18 protein-coding genes and 1 pseudogene are annotated in these 17,715 nt (G+C 61.9%); 12 read left to right on the forward strand and 7 right to left on the reverse strand.

What is annotated here, in order from left to right:
* Positions 1-102: 102 nt before the first annotated feature.
* The 3 genes from E2484_RS13560 to E2484_RS13570 all read left to right on the forward strand — a co-directional run bounded on the left by E2484_RS13560 (position 103) and on the right by E2484_RS13570 (position 3,486).
* Positions 103-1,086 carry a metallophosphoesterase family protein gene (locus E2484_RS13560; RefSeq protein WP_137285733.1) on the forward strand — a complete coding sequence of 328 codons (984 nt, stop codon included), beginning with the start codon at positions 103-105 and terminating at the stop codon, positions 1,084-1,086.
* Between the two features lie 523 nt (positions 1,087-1,609).
* The gene (locus tag E2484_RS13565) at positions 1,610-2,788 is read left to right on the forward strand and encodes a hypothetical protein (protein ID WP_137285734.1); all 1,179 of its coding nucleotides are present in this window, start codon (positions 1,610-1,612) and stop codon (positions 2,786-2,788) included.
* 296 nt (positions 2,789-3,084) lie between these two features.
* A complete protein-coding gene (locus E2484_RS13570; RefSeq protein ID WP_137285735.1) occupies positions 3,085-3,486 on the forward strand; it encodes a PAS domain-containing protein in 402 nt (133 codons plus the stop codon).
* 62 nt (positions 3,487-3,548) lie between these two features.
* On the opposite strand, the gene E2484_RS13575 is transcribed toward E2484_RS13570, so the two are convergent.
* Genes E2484_RS13575 through E2484_RS13585 form a run of 3 tightly spaced genes read right to left on the reverse strand, consistent with a single transcriptional unit; the run spans position 3,549 to position 5,491 of the window.
* On the reverse strand, positions 3,549-4,235 hold the full coding sequence (locus E2484_RS13575; RefSeq protein WP_137285736.1) for a hypothetical protein: 687 nt from the start codon (positions 4,233-4,235) through the stop codon (positions 3,549-3,551).
* Positions 4,228-4,512: a sulfurtransferase TusA family protein gene (locus E2484_RS13580; RefSeq protein WP_137285737.1), complete on the reverse strand. Its 285-nt coding sequence runs from the start codon at positions 4,510-4,512 to the stop codon at positions 4,228-4,230. Before E2484_RS13580 ends, E2484_RS13575 begins: the two co-directional genes overlap by 8 nt.
* Positions 4,505-5,491, reverse strand: coding sequence for a hypothetical protein (locus E2484_RS13585; protein WP_137285738.1), 987 nt, complete (start codon positions 5,489-5,491; stop codon positions 4,505-4,507). Before E2484_RS13585 ends, E2484_RS13580 begins: the two co-directional genes overlap by 8 nt.
* Positions 5,492-5,592: 101 nt before the next feature.
* On the opposite strand from E2484_RS13585, the gene E2484_RS13590 reads away from it, so the two are divergent.
* The 3 genes from E2484_RS13590 to E2484_RS13600 all read left to right on the forward strand — a co-directional run bounded on the left by E2484_RS13590 (position 5,593) and on the right by E2484_RS13600 (position 7,095).
* Complete coding sequence (locus E2484_RS13590; protein WP_137285739.1) at positions 5,593-6,048, forward strand: SRPBCC family protein; 456 nt, start codon at positions 5,593-5,595, stop codon at positions 6,046-6,048.
* A gap of 1 nt (position 6,049) precedes the next feature.
* Positions 6,050-6,355: a CGCGG family putative rSAM-modified RiPP protein gene (locus E2484_RS13595; RefSeq protein ID WP_137285740.1), complete on the forward strand. Its 306-nt coding sequence runs from the start codon at positions 6,050-6,052 to the stop codon at positions 6,353-6,355.
* Positions 6,356-6,459: 104 nt separating this feature from the next.
* On the forward strand, positions 6,460-7,095 hold the full coding sequence (locus E2484_RS13600; RefSeq protein WP_137285947.1) for a hypothetical protein: 636 nt from the start codon (positions 6,460-6,462) through the stop codon (positions 7,093-7,095).
* On the opposite strand, the gene E2484_RS13605 is transcribed toward E2484_RS13600, so the two are convergent.
* Positions 7,092-8,465 (reverse strand): hypothetical protein, encoded by a 1,374-nt coding sequence (locus tag E2484_RS13605; RefSeq protein WP_137285741.1) that lies wholly within the window; start codon positions 8,463-8,465, stop codon positions 7,092-7,094. The genes E2484_RS13600 and E2484_RS13605 overlap by 4 nt on opposite strands.
* 297 nt (positions 8,466-8,762) lie before the next feature.
* On the opposite strand from E2484_RS13605, the gene E2484_RS13610 reads away from it, so the two are divergent.
* Positions 8,763-9,656, forward strand: coding sequence for a hypothetical protein (locus E2484_RS13610; RefSeq protein ID WP_137285742.1), 894 nt, complete (start codon positions 8,763-8,765; stop codon positions 9,654-9,656).
* Positions 9,657-9,711: 55 nt separating this feature from the next.
* Here E2484_RS13610 and E2484_RS13615 read toward each other — a convergent pair whose 3' ends face one another.
* On the reverse strand, positions 9,712-10,482 hold the full coding sequence (locus E2484_RS13615; RefSeq protein WP_137285743.1) for an MOSC domain-containing protein: 771 nt from the start codon (positions 10,480-10,482) through the stop codon (positions 9,712-9,714).
* A 242-nt stretch (positions 10,483-10,724) separates the two neighbouring features.
* A complete protein-coding gene (locus E2484_RS13620) occupies positions 10,725-14,048 on the reverse strand; it encodes an MMPL family transporter (protein ID WP_321112619.1) in 3,324 nt (1,107 codons plus the stop codon).
* Positions 14,049-14,322: 274 nt separating this feature from the next.
* On the opposite strand from E2484_RS13620, the gene E2484_RS13625 reads away from it, so the two are divergent.
* Entirely contained in the window at positions 14,323-14,976 is a 654-nt protein-coding gene (locus E2484_RS13625; protein ID WP_137285744.1) for a helix-turn-helix domain-containing protein, read from the forward strand.
* A gap of 49 nt (positions 14,977-15,025) precedes the next feature.
* Here E2484_RS13625 and E2484_RS26095 read toward each other — a convergent pair.
* Positions 15,026-15,494, reverse strand: a pseudogene (locus tag E2484_RS26095) (aconitate hydratase); the annotation flags it as partial.
* 99 nt (positions 15,495-15,593) lie between these two features.
* Between E2484_RS26095 and E2484_RS26100 the strand changes: the two are divergent.
* The 4 genes from E2484_RS26100 to E2484_RS13650 all read left to right on the forward strand — a co-directional run bounded on the left by E2484_RS26100 (position 15,594) and on the right by E2484_RS13650 (position 17,651).
* Positions 15,594-15,899: a hypothetical protein gene (locus tag E2484_RS26100; protein WP_137285745.1), complete on the forward strand. Its 306-nt coding sequence runs from the start codon at positions 15,594-15,596 to the stop codon at positions 15,897-15,899.
* A 69-nt stretch (positions 15,900-15,968) separates the two neighbouring features.
* Positions 15,969-16,835: an FAD:protein FMN transferase gene (locus E2484_RS13640; protein ID WP_137285746.1), complete on the forward strand. Its 867-nt coding sequence runs from the start codon at positions 15,969-15,971 to the stop codon at positions 16,833-16,835.
* Positions 16,819-17,106: a thrombospondin type 3 repeat-containing protein gene (locus tag E2484_RS13645; protein WP_137285747.1), complete on the forward strand. Its 288-nt coding sequence runs from the start codon at positions 16,819-16,821 to the stop codon at positions 17,104-17,106. The genes E2484_RS13640 and E2484_RS13645 overlap by 17 nt, the downstream gene beginning before the upstream one ends.
* Positions 17,106-17,651: a hypothetical protein gene (locus E2484_RS13650; protein WP_137285748.1), complete on the forward strand. Its 546-nt coding sequence runs from the start codon at positions 17,106-17,108 to the stop codon at positions 17,649-17,651. Before E2484_RS13645 ends, E2484_RS13650 begins: the two co-directional genes overlap by 1 nt.
* Positions 17,652-17,715 lie beyond the last annotated feature (64 nt).

The raw sequence follows: 17,715 nt of genomic DNA on the forward strand, positions 1-17,715 counted from the left end.
TAATTCACAATAGTTATTACTTTGTTAGTTATAGTAACTAAATCATTCTCCGTCGGAGTGGTCATAACAATTAATTATACGCGGATGCGAATCTACCGATGGATGACAGAACGACCGTTCCACCGATCCGGGCAGTTGATGGCCCGCCTCGCGCGGCCGACAGCCGAGGAAGAGACGACCGTCGCCGTCGTCGCCGACCCGCACGTATCGGTCCGCGAGGAAGGGACGATGAAGATGTTCGAACGCACAGAATCGGCGTTCCGAACTGCGCTGACGGACGCGACCGACCGCGGCGTCGACGCCGTCCTTTCGGTTGGCGACCTCACGAAGGACGGTGAGCCCTGGAACTACGACACCGTCGACGACGCCGTCGCCGACCTCGACGTCCCGTTCTACGCGGTCCCGGGGAATCACGACGTGCCAAAAGAGGACGACGAGCACGACACGCCGCCTATCTCCGCGTTCGAGAAGCGATACACGCCCGGCGAACTTCCGTTCCACGCGGAGATCGGCGGAATCGACGTTCTCGGCATCAACAGCTCTGGGACCGAAGAGCGACTGACCGACACCCACGACGGCGTCGTCCCATCCGACCAACTCGAGTGGCTGGAGACAGCGGTCGCGCGTGCGGACGCGCCAATCGTTCTCGTCCACCACAACCTTCCGGCGATGGCCGACCAGTTACGCGACTACCGCGATGCCTACGAGTCTGAGATGGCGATTCCCCCGGTGATGCGCGAGACGGACGCGTTCGAGGAGACGCTTGAACGGTCGGGTACGCCGCTACTCCTGACGGGCCACCTCCACTTTCCGTCCGTCGCTAAGGCGGGCGACACGTGGGAGGTCATGACCCCGACGACGTGTTCGTTCCCCCAGGCGTACTTGCTCGTTACCGTCGGTCCCCTCGGAACCGAGATTCGGTCCGTGCCGGTTGCCGATCGGGAAGGCCTCAGTGACGGCCACCACGAACGGTGGTCACACTCGACCACCACACGTGGATTGACTGCGCTCGGGTCGATACGGTTAGCGGAGTTCCCTCTCGTCGAGGAGTGGCAGCCGTCCGAGAAGTGCCGAAACGGTGAGTAACGGAGATAGTTGCGATTCGAACTCCGCCCATCGAGCGGTCGTCGTCGAGGCCGAACTCGTCGTTGCCGGAGTGGAAAGATACATTATTGTGTGAGATACACTCCCAAAAGACAGGCCTTTGCCATGACCGGAGCACCTCCGTAGTGCCTGTCACTCGTGTCAATATTCGCGATTGTACGAACTCTCGAGTATCGACTTCGCGACACGCCTACCGACTTTCAGTAGTCCGGTGGTGACCGATTTGCTCGACGTTGTGACGCCCATCACGTCGGTTCGAGCGTCGCCACAGATTACAGCGTGGTTCGAGACAGTGCAGATTGCCTCGCAGAGTGACTCCTTAATCGCGTTCGTCTCCGTGTCTGGCCTCGACCAGACCGCACGCCCGACAACAACCTCGAACCTCCGAATGGTGCCGTCGAGATGCTGGTAGCAGTCGGAACTGCCATCGTCGTGGACGACGACGAGTGACAGCGCCCGGCATCCTTTGAGAACGCAGAAATAGTTGGCCGAACGAGTCCGACGCATGGCTACGGCCGGTGGAACGAGTCGCTGGACGCGATACTTTACGATGGCGAGTGCTCTCTCGATGGTCGCTCTCCAGGGTAGTTCGTTCTTCGACGTTTCTCTACGAACAACGGCTATCGTCGGTATCTTCGGGGCTGTACTCCCGATGGTCTTCGGGATGGCGTACCTCCTGCTCCCCTCCTACGTCGGCCGTACGCTCTCGACCCGACGGCTGCCGGGAGTCCACTTCGCCGCCGCGTACGCCGGAACGGGAGTTCTCGTCACTGATGGTCTCGTTGGGCTTAGTCCGTCTCTCGTTGCACTCGGAGAGTCCCTCTGGAGCCTCGGCGTCGCTATCTTCGTCGGGACGCTTCTGTGGACGGTCGCCCCCGCGGTCGTAACCGATTCCGAAATCGTATTCCGGTCCGCGGACCGACCCCAGCGTTCGACGCGACTAGCCACGATGCTACTTCCGGTCGCGGTCGGGTATCTCGTCGTCGGCACGGTCGCGCTCCTTTCGATGGTCACCTCGCTTCCGGAGTTAGTAGGCAGATCGTTTCCCACCGTAGTCCATTACTATGCCGCCGGGTTCGCGGCGCTGCTGATCTTCGCACTCGGAGCGAGGCTACTAACCGGGTTCTTCCACGAGTCACCGCCCCGGTATCTCTCTTGGGTCGTCCTCCTGTGCGGAGCCGTCGCACCCGGTACACTGGCGCTGAACTTCTGGCGTCCACCCTGGTTTCTCGTCGGCGCGGGACTCGAATTCGTCGCGATGAGTGGGTACGTCGGACTCGTCGCCGTCGTCATGTACCGGACGGACCGACGGCGAACGGGACTGTACGGTATCGCCCTCGGGGCGCTGAGCGGTGCCGTCGCAGTTGGAGCGGTTACCCTCGTCGCGTTCGGAGTCGGTACTGCTACTCTCGTCGGCGTTCACGTCGATGTCGTCCTCGGCGGATTCTTCCTACTGACTATCATCGGCTACGCTTACCAGTTCTTCCCCGTGACGAACGGCCAGTTCCCCGGGGCAACCGAACGGACGGCACTGACGACGATACTACTCCTCGCGTTCGGGGTCGGTCTCCAAGCTATCAGCGCGTTCACGGCGTACTCGTGGTTCCACGAGGCGGGGAGTTCCCTCGCCGTGTTCGGGACGACCGGTTACACGTATCTGATGGCTCGGAGGCTACTGGGATGATGCCGCCGCGACGAGCCGGAAGAGCCCATCTACTTCAGACAAATACCATCAGCCCGAGTAGAGTGTCGATAGTAGGCCACGGTTTTACACTCTCGACAGATATTTCGAACGAATCGTTCGTAATCCGAGTCTTCGGCCACACCGAGTCTCGCTCTCCGCTGTACTGGTCAGAATCGGAAGTTGCACGTCTCGACCGAACGACGGTCTCGCTCGTCAGAAGGCGGGGTCCGACGCAGCGACGCGTAGCTGTTCGGGAATAGGAATATAACTCGCAGGTAGAAACTTCCGGCAGCTACATGACTGATGGACTTTCAGCCGACCGACAGTGGCTCTGCGAGCGAATCGTCGAACAGGCAGGCGAAGCGGTCATGTTCGCGGACGCGGACGGCGTTATCCGCCTCTGGAACGAAGCTGCCGAGGAGATATTCGGCTACTCGCGTACGGAAGCCGTCGGCGAGACGCTGGACGTCATCGTCCCCGAGAAGTTTCGTGACGCCCATTGGCGCGGCTACGACGAGGCGCTCGACGCCGGGGAAACGTCCAGTCCGCCGGTGGCGCGCGCACAGGTCCCCGCGCTCCACAAAAACGGTGAGCGCATCGAGATAGAGACCAGCGGGGCCCGCGTCGTCACCGACGAAAACGGTGAGCCCGTCGGCGTTTTCAACCTCGTTCGGGACGTGACCGACGCAGATCGCTGATTCCCGCCTCGCTCTCTACGGACCATCGCTTCGAGAAACGTAACTTCGACTACGGGCCGTGGTCACTCGGAAACGGAGACGGTGAACGGCCCGCCTTCGACCGGCGCAGTCAAGATTCGCTGGACTCGCCCGTGCCACGACTCGTAGAAATCCTCGGCCTCCGCATCGGTCGCCTCGCCGGCGACGAGTTTGCCGACGGTCTGCATCGGTGTGCCGCCTCCGTCGTCCGGATCGACGCCGGTCGCCGACGGGTCGAACGTCACGAGGACGGAGTCGTCAGTGTCCTCGCGAGAGAACCGGAAGGCCCGTCCAGGTGCGTCGATATCGTCGTACGAGAGGAGGTTTTCGCGGCCACCGTAGCCACCGAATCCTCCGAATCCGGTCTGGTCGGCAGCGCCCGTGATGTGCCGAATCACGTTCGCCATCGGTCCGAGTCCCGGTTCGTCGGGACTACCGCCGACGACGACGCTAATCCGTGACCGGACCGGGAGTCCGTCGGGGTAGAGCTGCTCCAGGGCAATCTGCGTGCTCCGATACGCGCCCGCCACGGCCGGACACGCGTGTCCGGCCGCTTTCGCAACCTCGTCGAAGGTGACGACCAGCGGTTCGCCCTCGGGAACCATGCCGAGTACTTCGGCTAGTGGGTCGCGGATCCGAATGGGGTCGGCGTCGGCCAGCCGTTCCCACTGCGTTCGGTCGGTGTTCTGTGCGTCTTCGCTACGTTCCGCGGCTGTCTGTCGGTCACTCATGGTGTATTTCGAGATACGTCGCGTACTCCTTTCGGAGGAGACCGCTCCGGTTCGTTTCGATCGCGAGCAGTTCGTGATCGGTCTGTGCCGCCAGTTGTGGGTACTCCCGTTTCGCCCGCCGGTCGGTGCTCTGAATCCGCAGTACTGCACCGTCGTTTAGGTCCTCGAGCGCACGTTGGACGCGAGCGATTCCGCTCGCACAGCCGCGCCCCCGATTGTCGACCGTCGTGTCCGGGTCGACGTCCGGTGCCGTCTCGGGGACTTCGACCTCAGTCATCGGCCTCCGCCTCCGCTGGAGTGCTCGACGGTCGGTCGCCCCCGAGGTCTTCGAGTTCACAGACGCCGTCGATGGGCGAGCAGGCCCGCCACATCGGGCAGGTTTTGAAGATGACGAACAGCAGTCCGATGAACCCGACCTTGGCGAGGACGGCGATGCCCACGAGACTGCCTAGGTAGTTTCCGGCGCTGACGCCGAGTGCGTCGACGGCCTGGTACAGCCCCGTCAGGAACAGCGTCGGGATGATGAACCGAACCGCCCACCGAAAGCGTTCGAGTTGCTCGCCCGCGGCCCGAACGACGGCCGTCGTCGGACGCCGCTGTCCCGTCGGGACGGCGACGAAGATGTTCCAGACCGCACCGCCGATCCACGCGGCGAACGCGAGGAGGTGCAGTATCCGGACGACCGCCGCCATCGGATCGAAGCCTCGAAGACTCACCTCCGCGAGCGCCGTCACGACGACGACCGTCAGAGCGAGGGACATCGTGAGGAGTCCGCCGAAACTCCGAAACTGTTCGTCGACCGGTGCCGAGCGACCCGTCGTTACGGTCGTCGTTCCGACCCACGTGGCGAACACCACGCCGAGACTGGCTACGAGTGGGCTGATTCCGAGAGACGAGACGTACTCGGCGAGGACGACCGGTCCGCTCAACACGAGCACGACGACGGTGCCGGTAGCCACGTTGTCGAACCGCGAGTACATCTCCGCACAGTACTCGCTCGCGTCCGTCCCGAGGTCCCGCGGTCGAACGAAGAGGTGCTTCCAGACGAGTCCGCCGGTGAGAACGCCGAGAGCCACGAAGTACGACCACTTGACGAGCATGACGGCGACCGTCCCCGAACTGCCGAGACGACCGGTCACCCAGGTACCGACCAGCGAGGCGGCCAGGATGACCGCGAGCGCAACTTTCGGAAGTACGTACTTGTCGAAGAGGTCGTTCGAGACGGTCGCGCCAGCCTCCATCGGTGGATCGGTCATTCCGGAGTCACCCTATCTTTGAATTAGGCTCACCGAAACTAAGTCTCGTCACGGATATGTTCGCGTCAATCTACTCCCCCGTACAGTTGTAATCAGAACACATGAAAACGGTCTCGGTGACGCGCGAGTTCGACACGCCGGCTGGCGTCGTACGGGAAGCGATACGGGACGCGGAGACGTTCCTTCGTGCCGTCGGGTTCGAGGTAGATCGGGACGGCGAGACACTGACGCTCACGAAGTCGGTGGCAGTAAAACAGATCGAACTCAGGGTCAGACTCGTTGACGACGATGCAACACTTAGCTACGAACAAGTCGAGGGAGTTTTCGGGGAGATGCGAACGCGGTACACCGTCACCGAAACCGACGGGGGATGTAGCGTCACGACCGATACGCGGTTCGAGCCACCGACGAGTGGATTCGGGACGTTCGTCACCGAGTCGGCAGTCCAGATGCAGCGGCGGAACGAACTCGCCGACCTGGAGACGTTCCTCGAAGAGCGGAGTTCGACGACCAAGCCGGCGGCGGGAGTAGCCGACCCCAACGGAGAAGGTGATTAGCATGTCGGACTCGCAGGGTGCCGAGGACCGCGAGCCGGTAACGCGCCGCGTCCACGACCGGCCGTGGGTGGCTGATCTGGAAACGGACGCTCACGCGGAGAACCGTCGACTGGTAGTCGCCGAAGCCCTCGACGCCGTCGAACAAACCGCCTCGGGAACCCGCCTCGACGTCGTCACTCACGAACGACACGGGCATCCGTCCGACTACCTGTACGCGGAACTCCGGTCGAGTGGGACGTCCGTCGACATCACCGACGACGGCCGCTGTGATTGCGGCGGATACGTGACTCGCGTGCGGGTCCGCTGAGGTCACAAGGCATTCGGTTACGCGTTCTCGAAGCGGACGGCTATATACTGAGGCGTGAACATATTGGGGAGTATCGTCGTATGAGTACGGAACGAAGTTCCGATATGGCCGGATTCCCATCACCGTTCGGCGACGACGACGATAGCAGCGGCGGACTCTTCGGCGACTACGACGAGTTCGACGCAGAGCATAACCCGACTCCGGGTCAGTTCCTCAGGGGACACGACGTACTGACCGGTGAGGACCACGTCGAGTTTCACCAGGTGACGAAGGAGATCTTCGAGGAACGGAGCGTGTACGACATGACCTTCGGGTACAACCTGGCGCGACTCAACCTGGACACGCGCCACCCCAAAGCCGGGTATCGATACGCCGAAGAGTCCGACGACCCGTCCATCTTGCGGGCGGAGTTCACGCCGACGACGCCGTTCTGCCCCCAGAGCGACACGCTCACCAAGGGCTCGTTCCGAGCGTGGAACGGATTGAGCGAACGCCACGACTACGACCTCGTCCGGGTTCGCGTCGACCAGATGCACCACCGCTACGACGAAATCAACGAGGCGCTCGAGGAACTGGAAGCGGAGTATCTGGAGACCGGAACGCTGACTCACGTCCCCGAGGGTGGACGTGACGGTCCCGAGGGGAGGGCCGGTGGTTCCGGAAGACGGGGCGGCAAGAGCGGTTGTTCCGACGGGACCGGGGGCACGAGTCGGGGGTACGGTCCCGACGCACCGTTTTAGGGTCGCCGGTCCGGGGTCATCGTCTCGTCGCTCTCTGCTCTTTCTCGCCGAGGACTCATCGACCCGAGAACCACCCGGTCGAGCGAGTGCGGACTGTGTTCGCGGATCACCAGCAACACGTTCGTCGTGAAGACGACGACGCCGAGACCCACCGAGATACCCCCGACGGTGGTGAGGGCCGAGCCGAATCCTCCCACATCCGAGACGACGATCACCGCGGTTCCGACGAGCAAGAGCACGAAGTCCGTCGCCGCGAGTCTGTCGTCGTAGAGGTCGTCGATCATCGGCACGTCCTCGAACCCGAGGAGGTCGCTGTACCGATGCACCCAGATGATGAAGGGAACGATGTGGTAGAGCGTGCCCACGACGACGAACCCGACGACGCCGAGCACCAGCAAGTGGATCGACCCCGACGCGCCGAACAGGTGTTCTCGCGCGGTCGGGCGGTCGAGCCACGCCGGAATCGACAGCAGCGCCCACGTCACTAACGCCGGAGTGACGACCGTGTACCGGCTGTGCATCGGGGTCCACTCGACCTGCATCTCGTAGAGTTTCCGTGCGAGGACGAGTCCGAACGAGAGCGCGGCGACGAGTATCAGCAGTCCCCCGATTCGAGCGACGGCGACACCGTCGACGAGTCGCCCGGTGGCGAGGAGGACGACGCCCACCGGATGCCCGACCTCCTCGATGGGCCGGAGATAGTTGTCGATTCCGTGTAGTTCGGTCTGCGTAAACATCGTTCCGAGTTGGTACAGCGCGCCGTAGACGGTCGTCAGAACCGCCCCGAAGACGGCCAACGTCGCGTGTGCTCCGAGAAGATTTTCGTGGCTCACCGACAGCGACGGAAGAATCGGACGAGCGAGATCCACGGCGAGGAGAACACCGAACGTGGTGAGGACGAGGAAGAACAGTAACGAGAAGACGAAGTGGCGCTCGGTCACGTCGAGGCCGTCGACCGTCGCTAACGTCCGGCCGACGTTGTAGACGAACGTCCAGAAGCCGACCAATATCAGTATACCGAACGGACCTAACCAGCGGAACTCCCCGAGTAGCAGTCCGAGAACGAACCCGAGCAACCCGGTCGTGACGAGCGTCAACTGGACGCTCGCGAGTCGCTGGGAGTGGATGGACGTCCCGGACCAGACGGGGACGAACTGCGTCATCGCGCCCATGATGGTGATGCAGACCCATCCGGCCAATAGCAGGTGGACGTGCGCCAGCGTCCCCAGTCCGGGGACCGTGCCGGTGACCAGTCCGGTACCGACGACCACTCCGACCAGCAGGAATCCGAGTCCGATCACGAAGTGACGGAGCGGAACCGTCATCGGCGGTTGTCGTTCGGTATCGAGACCGCCGGGGATAGCGCTCATGGATAGCTCTACTTGCCGAACGACCCTTTCAGTATCTCCGAATATATTCCCGAGTCGAACGCCGCCCCACGGTACACCCATTTTTTGGAAATTTTTTCATCTGTTAAAGCATTGTATTCCTATATTTAGTTGTGTAGATGTTCCAGATAACGAGACGGTGGGGTGCCGCCGTCTCGCTGACATCCGGGTCGGCCGTCGGCCTCTGCCCAGGCTATCAGTTTATCCGAATACTGACCGCACTCCGCCCGAACATATATGCAGACAGCGTTTCGTACCTGGGCCCCGAGTTTCGACCTGATGAACGATACCGCGTCGGCGGACGGTGAGACCACGGAAATCCGGTGGACGAAATCACCCCACACCGACTGGCCGAATCCGATGGTCGGAACGTTCCCCTACGTCGAACTCAAACTCGAACACCCGGACCTCGCCCCGACAAGATACGGCGAGTCGTTCTTTCCGGATGCGGTTCCCTACGAGTTCGACGGTGACCATCGGGTCTTCTACTGGCGTCCGACGCTCGACGCATCGACGAGCGACCGGACTGGTTGGGAGGGTATCTGTGCGACGACGGACGCGCTCTCGGTCGTCACGGAGAGTGGTCCGCACGCTCCCGACCTCGTTTCTCGTCGGGGTGATGAGTCAGAGGTCGTCGTGGGCGGAACCGTCGCCGGCGATTCGACGACGACGCTCGTCGGGTCGTACTCCGTTCCCGACGTTCGGATACGCGAACTCTCCGCATCACGGCTCGAACTACTGGCCGACGGGACCGAGTACGTCGTTCCGGCAGGAACGCGCCGCCGCGTTTCGCTCGCGGAGCAAACGGTCGAACGTGCGGACGGCGACGGCGGGACAGCGTCCGTTACCCCCGAACTCGTCGTTCGATTCCCCGGCGAACGAGAACTGCACCATCCGGCCCCCGGCGCGGAGTACCGACTGTTCCCGTCGTTCGGTCTCGAACTCGATACCGTTTCGAGACCCGTTCCCGTCCCGACGACGAAGGGGGAGCTCGATTACGCCGCCCTCGCGACCTCTCTCGGCGTCGACCTGTCGAACCGGCCCTATCCCGAGCGCGTACTCTGGCAGGCGTTCGCCTACACTGCGTTCGACCCGCACACCAGTCCCGTTCCTCGTCTCACGCAGTTCCCGACGGGTCGTCTCGCCCTCCGGACCGGTCCGATAGACGGGTGAATGCAGTCAATTAATCTTGCCGAAAGCGTCGCAGGAATCCGGTGAAACCGCGAACTCAGTCGACCACGTCGACGGGGTCGTCGACGCGTAGCGTTCGGGCGCGGTCCGACTCGTGAACCCGAGCGATGAGCATCAGCGTGTAATCGTGGTCGAACGCGCTCTGGTCGGCCCACTCGGGGAACGTCTCCCGCCGTTTCCGAACGAACCGCTCGCGGAACTCGGGGAGCGGGTCGCCCGTGTCCGGGTCGCGCTGGGGGACGACGCACCGACCGCACGGCGTGACGCCTTCGAATCGAACCCCGCCGATTTCGAAGGTCGGAGCCCCGTCGCCGACGAATCGGTCCTCCCAGAACGGAGGGACGCCAGCGACCTCGACGTTGGCCCGGAGTCGCCGCCGCGCACTCTCGACGGTCATCCCGTCGAACCACGACGCGACGGTCCGGAGCGTAGCCGTACTGATGACCGACGGTCCCATCTCCCGGCGGTCGACGAACCCCAACGACGTATCTCGCCGGAGCGTCAGGTCCGCATCGAAGAAGTCGCTGAACCACCGCTCGGCGGACGTGCGGTCGCCGTAGAGGTCGAATCGCCGCGTCTCGTCGTCGGGCGTCTCGACCGAGAACTCGCCCGACGCGGGGTCGAAGTCTGTCGATAGTTCGTGGACCCGGTCGGTCCGCTTGCCGTTGATAACGTCGCCGTTCTCATCGAAGAGCGCGAACTCCCTGTCACGGGCCAGCGTTCCACCGTCGAGAACCTCGGCGGTTTCGACGTCGATTCCGTCGAGTCCCTTCACGGGATAGACTCGGAGTCGTTCGAGACGTGCCATTCGTGGTACGCTCCCAGATGGCGGCCACGTACTCCAGTCTTTCCTCCGAGCGAACGCTTCGACCGTTCAGAACGGCGCTTTGGTACTCCCGGAGGTTACGGACCCAGAATCGAACCCGTCGGTTCTCTGCCGAACGAATCCGGGTTATTGCGGTGTTTTCGGGTCGAATCGTACGGAACGGACGAGAGACTGTTCGACACATCGACCGACTCGGTCCGAATACTGACGGTCGATGGACCTACTCAATCTGTTCGGAGCCACGCTCGGCGAAGTCGGTCGAACTCCTCGGACGTGATGTCCTCGCGCTCGATGGCGATTTCGACGTCCGAATTGGTGACCTCACCACGTTCGATGATGCGCTGGAAGACATCGTCGACGACGGTTACCGTATCGTCACCGCCGATCGTGTGCTGGCCATCGCCGTCTTCGACGACACCCTCGAAGGTGAACTCGTTGCCGTCGCTGCTTTCCTCGGGGAGTTCAGTCGCGTACGAGACGGTTGCCTCCATCGACGGTTCCTGGACGTCCCAGAACACGGACACTGCTCCGTCGTGTAGATCGACGGCGACCGGTTCAGGTACGACGTCGAGCACGTCAATCTCACCGGGAACCGCCTCTTGGAGCGCTACCCGACCGCTAACGTCCCGTAACGAGACTGTCACCGGGACGGACTGATTCGGTAGCACGTATCGCCGATCTATCGTTCGTTTGACGTCGTATTTAGCCGGGAGGGACTCGTCGGACGTGTGCGAGTCAATGCCTGTTCCGTGACCGACGCGTCGAGCCCAGACCACCAGCAAACTCGGCAGGGTGAACACGCTAGCGAGCAAGGCGAAGACGATCGTAAGTGCGGTGATGAGGCCGAACGACTGGAGGAAGGGGAGTATCGCGACGAGCAACACCGCGAATCCGATGGCTGTCGTCGCGGCACTTGCGAGCAGTGCCCCGCCGGTACCGATCACGGTCTCACGCAATGCCGTCTCGATCGTGTCTGCACTCTTGAGTCCCTGGTTGAACCGTTCGCTGATGTGGAGGCTGTAGTCCACGCCGAGTCCTATCGTGAGACCAGTGATCATCCCGGTGACGATGTTAAACGGGATGTCGAGCAGCGCCATCGTCCCGAGCACCCACGTCAGGGTGAACGCGACGGGGACGATGGTAACGACTCCAAGCGAGGCGCTCCCCTCGGTAATCCGGTAGGCGACCGCGAGGACGACGAGTACCGCCAATAGCGCGACAACCAGACTCATGAATGCAGTCTCCGCCAGTTGGGCTGCCGTGATCTGGTTGACGATGACGTCTCCCGTCGCTATCGCGGAGACGCCGTCGCCGTCGACGTCCTCCGCCACCCAGTTCATCTGATCGTGGACGGTCTCGTCCTCGACGTCACCGTCGACGGTCACAACCATCTGGAGCGCCCGGTACTCCCCGTCGTCGCGGTGGACAACCCCGCCCGCGTCCTCGGGCGCAACCCGGTAGAGTTCGTCGAAGACGCCCGTGACGTTTCGGTCCGGAACCCTGTCACCGTCCGTGTCGGCGGCCGCGAGCGTCGCGTTAAACGACTCGTTCTCCGCCGCGACCCGTTCCATCACCGTGAGCGGGTCGGTAATCACTGGCTCTCCGTTGGCGTAGGTCTCCGTAGCATCCATCTCGCTGGCGTTCTCCTGCGCCGAATCGAGTCGGTCGAGCGTCGCGGGGTCGGAGACGTCTCCTCTGACGAGAATCGTCGCCTTCGTGTCGCGTCTGACGAAATCCGAATCCAACGTATCGATGGCCGACTCGGCCGTGTACGTCCCCGGCGCGATCGGTTCGGGCAGGTCCTTCAGCCAGTCGGCAGGGTCCTCCGCGAGGAAGTCCGACTGCTGGAAACTGGCTTCTATCTCCGTCGCTCCGTAGGCGCCTGCACTGCTAACGAGGAGCGCGACGACGATGACGAGGTACGGGGCTTTCGTAGCCAACGTCGCGCCGGTTTCGAGGACGCGGTTGACCGGCCCGCGACCGGTCCCGACTGCGGGTTTGATTCGGTTAATTCCGTGAGACTCTAAGAGTTCGTCGAGTTCGACTTTCAGCGCCGGAATGAAGACGCCGAAGACGAACAGCGTAGCGACGATTCCAATCGCGCTGACGATTCCGAGCTCGCGGAAGATGGACAGTGGGCTCGTGAGGTTAGAGAGGAAGCCGATGGCAGTCGTCATGGTGACGTAGACGAGCGCCACACCAACGCTTCCGAGTGCGACGGACATGGCGCGATTGGGAGACGTGTCGCTGGACTTTCGGACCTCACGGAAGCGCATTACGACGTGAAGACCGTAGTCGATCGAGAGTCCGATGAGCAGAACGAGCACGACGATGAACGGCTGGCTAAACGCGATGTCGAACCAGCCCATCGTGCCGAACGTCCACACGAGGACCAGTGCGATCCCGATAAGACCGAGCAGAATGTCGAGCAGATCTCTGTAGACGATTACGAGGACGAAAAGGACGAACGCGATGGCAAGCGGGCCGACAAGTAGGACGCTGTCCACCATCGAGTCGGTGATTTCCGTGGAGACGATGCCGTCCCCGTAAATCATGACGGACATCGATTCGTCGTCCGAGACGAGTTCCGTCATGGCCGCTTGGGCGTCCTCGATTTCGTCGGGTGCATCACCCGGAGCGAACGACCCACCGGGTGTCTCCTGAGTGACTACCATCAGCGTAGCGTTGACCTCGGTCGACCCCGGTTCGTAGTAGTCGGGCATGAACGCCAGCGCTTGCGACGACTGACTCGCGTTTCCGGCGAGCGTATCCGCGGCGAGGGCGTCGACCTGAGAGTTGTTCATCGACCGAAGCTGGTCTATCTGTGCAGCGAGAGAGGGATCGAGGTTCTCAGCCGCTCGTTTATCGTTAGACAATTCCGCATACTCGTCGGCGAGAATTCGTTGGGTGATGCTCTGATTCGCCTCCCCCGTTTCGTGTCGTTGGCCACCGGTCGTATTCTGGTCGCCGGTCGCGCGTCGCTGGTGGACACTATCCTCGAAGAGCACGTAATCCTCCTCGCTGAGATTAACGGACGTATTGGCGTCGACGTTCTCGAACTCCGCTCGGATACTAGCGTTCGGGTTTTGTGTGAGTCGTTCGAGGGACTCGTTAAGCGCCGATTTCGTTTCGTAGAGTTCCCTCTGGCGGTTTCGAAGTACGTCGAGTTGGTTCTGACGAATCGACGTGGTCGCGAGTAGGTTCGCGACACTCCGCGTCGAGTCGTTCGCGACGAGGGTCTTGTTGACCGTCTCGTTACTCCGTAGGGACCGCTCGTATTCGAGCATGGAGACGAGCGTTTCCCGATCGAGAACGTCGTCATCCTGGACGATAACCTGTGCAGTGGTCGTATCCGCGGTTCCCGAGGAAAAATTCGCATCAGCGTAATCGAGCGCGTCGGCCTCGTCCGCGTCCGTTTGGAACTGGTCGAGCGAGGTCGAACGTTCGACCATCGGGACACCAGCAGCGACGACTGCCGACGCGACGAGCATGACTACGATGACGATGCGGGCATTGTCCGTGATCCACTCGCTGAAATCGGGCATCATCGCTGACCAGTCCAGGAGGTCGTGAACTCTGTAGGCTTACGAGACGCACGGGACATCGATTCGCCCAAGATAGGGCGTGCGCCGGTTCCGTGAAACGGTGGAGGCTGAAGGAGCGCTTCGGTTGTGTCCGAGCCTGCACGTATAGTATTTCCCAACATCGAGTCGAGATATTGGCTTCGGTCGGTTAGTCACTCGTGCGAAGCATCGGGCCGATTGCTAACATATTCGTAGTTGGAGTTATTCCCCGTGAACGATTACGAGGAACTGACGCTCGATGCCCCACGTTAAACTCACAATCGACATCCCGGAAACTACATGGATCGGGGAAATCTCGGCTCAAAACCCGGAGTTAATTTTCAAGGTCATTGCGAGCATGCCCGGTGAAGACACGGGCATCGGCCTCGTTCGCCTTATCGCTACGGATCCGCTACCCGTTATCACCGATATTCAGGCCCGTGAAGACGTTGAGGATCTCGCGCTACTCTGGAAACACGAGGACGAAGCTCTTCTCCAGATTCGAACGTCGAATCCTATTCTCCTCCTCCCCGTTTGGCGGGCCGGAGTCCCGCTCACGACGCCGTTCGATATCGAAAATGGTCAGGCCATGTGGGAGTCGACGACGTCACCGAATAGCCTCTCCCGTCTTCGCACTCAACTCGAGGACCTTGGCATTGGATTCTCAATCGAACACGTCCGCGCAATCGATGCGAATCCGGCAGACCAGTTGATGACTGAACGCCAGCAGGAGGTGTTGCTAACAGCGGTTCGAGAAGGGTACTATCGTACTCCGCGAGATGCGACACTCGGCGATGTGGCCGACGTTCTCGAGATAGCAAACGCCACGTGTAGCGATACTCTCCATCGTGCGGAAGGCCACATCGTTCACTGGTTCGTCGAGGAGCAGATGGACGTACAGCCCTCGGAGTAATAGTTCGATACGTAGCCAGCTATTTGCTCAGAACGACGAGGAACGAAGATGCAATGGTAGATCGGAAGAAGCCGGTGCCGAACTCCTCGCCGGCGAGCACCACCAGCGACACGCCCTCCTCGCGTAGCGCTCGGACGCCTCGAAGACAGTGGTCTCCTCGCCGGATGGTCGGTGGACGGTATACCCGCCCTCCTTCCCCTCCAGCATCTCGTTCTCGATTCGGACGTTAGCGAACGTACCGCGCATCATGACCTCGTGGTTCCCCGTCGGGAGCCGTAGGTGTCGAACTCGTGGGGTTCGACCTTGCGCTCGGCGAGCCACTGACCGGCGGGCAGGTCCTCGCCAAACGGCCCGGCAGGGCTGATTTGGTCCGTGGTCACGGTGTCGCCCAGCAACATGAGCGAACGCGCACCGTCGACGTCAGCGACGCCGGGGGCTTCCAGCGAGAAGTCCTCGAAGAACGGCCGCTCGCGGATATAGGTCGGCTCGTCGTCCCGCTCGTAGACGTCACCGGTCGGCCAACGGTTCGAAAGACGATGATTCGACGATTGGACGAGGATTCGACGGATGGACGCGAAGCCCTATTCAGTAGGGGTCGCTCGTTCGAGACGAGTACGATGCGAATACCTGTCCCAACGAACAGACTCGTCGCATTGACCCTCGTCGGGGCGCTGCTCACCGGACTCGTGTCGTTCGGTCTAATGTCGCCGACACTACTGCCCGGTTCGGACGGCCCCGATGACAGCGGAAGCACGAACGCCCAGTTCGCACAGAACACACCGACGCCGAACCCCGACTTCACCCCCGCGGTCCAGACTCGATCGGGGTCCGGCGAGTACGAGGAGCACGAAGAGTACGAAGAACACGAAGAAGACGAGGAGCACGAGGAAGATGAGGACGACGAACGTGGTGATGATGACTAGAGGTGGTCGGACCCGCCGACCATCGGTGCGAGGCGACTCGGAATCGCACGAAGCCGTGAAACAGGAATCATGAGTCTCACGTCAAAAATCGTCTCGCAGCGCGAACGCCGGACTCGGCGCTTCAAATGCTGCGATACGACCTTCGAACTTCACGTTCAGGGGTGGAAGAGCGACCGCGCGATGAATCGCGCAGAGGAAACCGCACGTACCCTCGAACGACAGTTGAACGCGTTCAACGAGGACAGTGCGGTCGCAAAATTGAATCGGACCGGCGAGGTGACGAATCACCACGTCGCCAGACTCGTTCATCGCGGCTTAGAGTACTGCGATAGGACCGACGGGACGTTCGACATCGTCAACGGTCGATTCGAACACGACCTGAAGGCGTATCTCCAGCGGGACCGGGATACACCTCCGGACTCGTTCGAACCCGGTGAGGTTCGAGTGTCTGGTTCGCGGGTGACGGCCGACGTCCCGCTCGACCTCAACGGTCTCGCCAAGGGATACATCGTCGATCGGGTCTACGACACTCTCACCGGACTCGGTCGCGATGGGTTCGTCGACGGCGGCGGCGACATCGCTCACCCGACGGGTGCCGTCGGCATCGAGAGTCCGTACGGCGATTCGAAGCCGCTGAAGACCCTCGACACTCGGTGGAACGTCGCCACGTCCGCCGGCTACAACCGCCATCGCGACGGCACCGACCACATCTACAATCCCGGGACCGAGCGAATCGGGAGTCGTCACGACCTCGTGACGGTCGTCGCAGAGCGCGACTGCATGGAGGCCGACGCGCTCGCGACGACACTGGCAGTATTACCGACCGACGACGCGCTGGCACAGATTGCCGAGTGGGACGGAGTAGAAGCACTCGTCGTTCACGACGGGGTCTTCAACCCGACAGAGGGGTTCACTGAGCATGTCTCGGAGTACTAATCGGACGATCGCGCTGCTCGCAATCGTCCTGCTCGTGCTGTCAACCGTGATCGTGTGGGACATTGCTGGCGAGCGGAATCGCATGGCGACCGAGGCCCAGAAAGCGGATGCCGTCTCGGACCAGGTCACGACCAGACAGGCGGCCGGGGATTACGATGGTGACGGAATCGGCGACTCGCAGGATGCCTGTCCGACTCGACCGGAGACGAAGAACGGGTTCCAGGATGGGGACGGCTGTCCGGACATCGTCACGACCACGGGGGCGTCGTAATGGACCTCGTCTGGTATCTCGACCGCGCCGCCGGCCTGGTCGGCTACGCAGCGCTTTATCTCGCCGTATTAACGGGTATCCTGTACAACGCAGAGGGGTTCGGATCGATCACGGACACTGCCCGCCGGATTCACATCGAAGTCTCCGTCTTCGCGTTACTCGTGTTACTTGCCCACGGCATACTCGGTGTCGTGGACACTTGGTTCATCGTCGTCGGTGAGGTACCGACACCCGCGTATGGAGCCTCGTACCTGCTCGGCGGCGTCGCTGTCGGTGCAGGTGCATTTCTGCTACTGATCGTCGGCGTTCTCGGGTTCTTGGACGCCCGTCGGTTCGAGTGGCCGTGGACGCCGAGGGTCGTCCACGCGTTCACGTACGGGGCGTTTGTATTCGGGACGATCCACGCCGCAGCAGTCGGTACCGACCTCGTCGGACTTCTCCGACCGGGTCTGATCGCGGGAGTAGTCTTCCTCGTGTACGTCCTGCTGTTGAGAACACTGGCCCGTCTTGGGATAGTTTCGACCGCCGACGGCGTAAGTTCCTGACTCGGGCGAGTGACCTAGACTGCTGCCCCAACAAGCTGACCTGTACTCGAAGTTCTCACCGTAA

The sequence above is a fragment of the Halorussus salinisoli genome (assembly GCA_005239435.1).
Classification (GTDB): domain Archaea; phylum Halobacteriota; class Halobacteria; order Halobacteriales; family Haladaptataceae; genus Halorussus; species Halorussus salinisoli.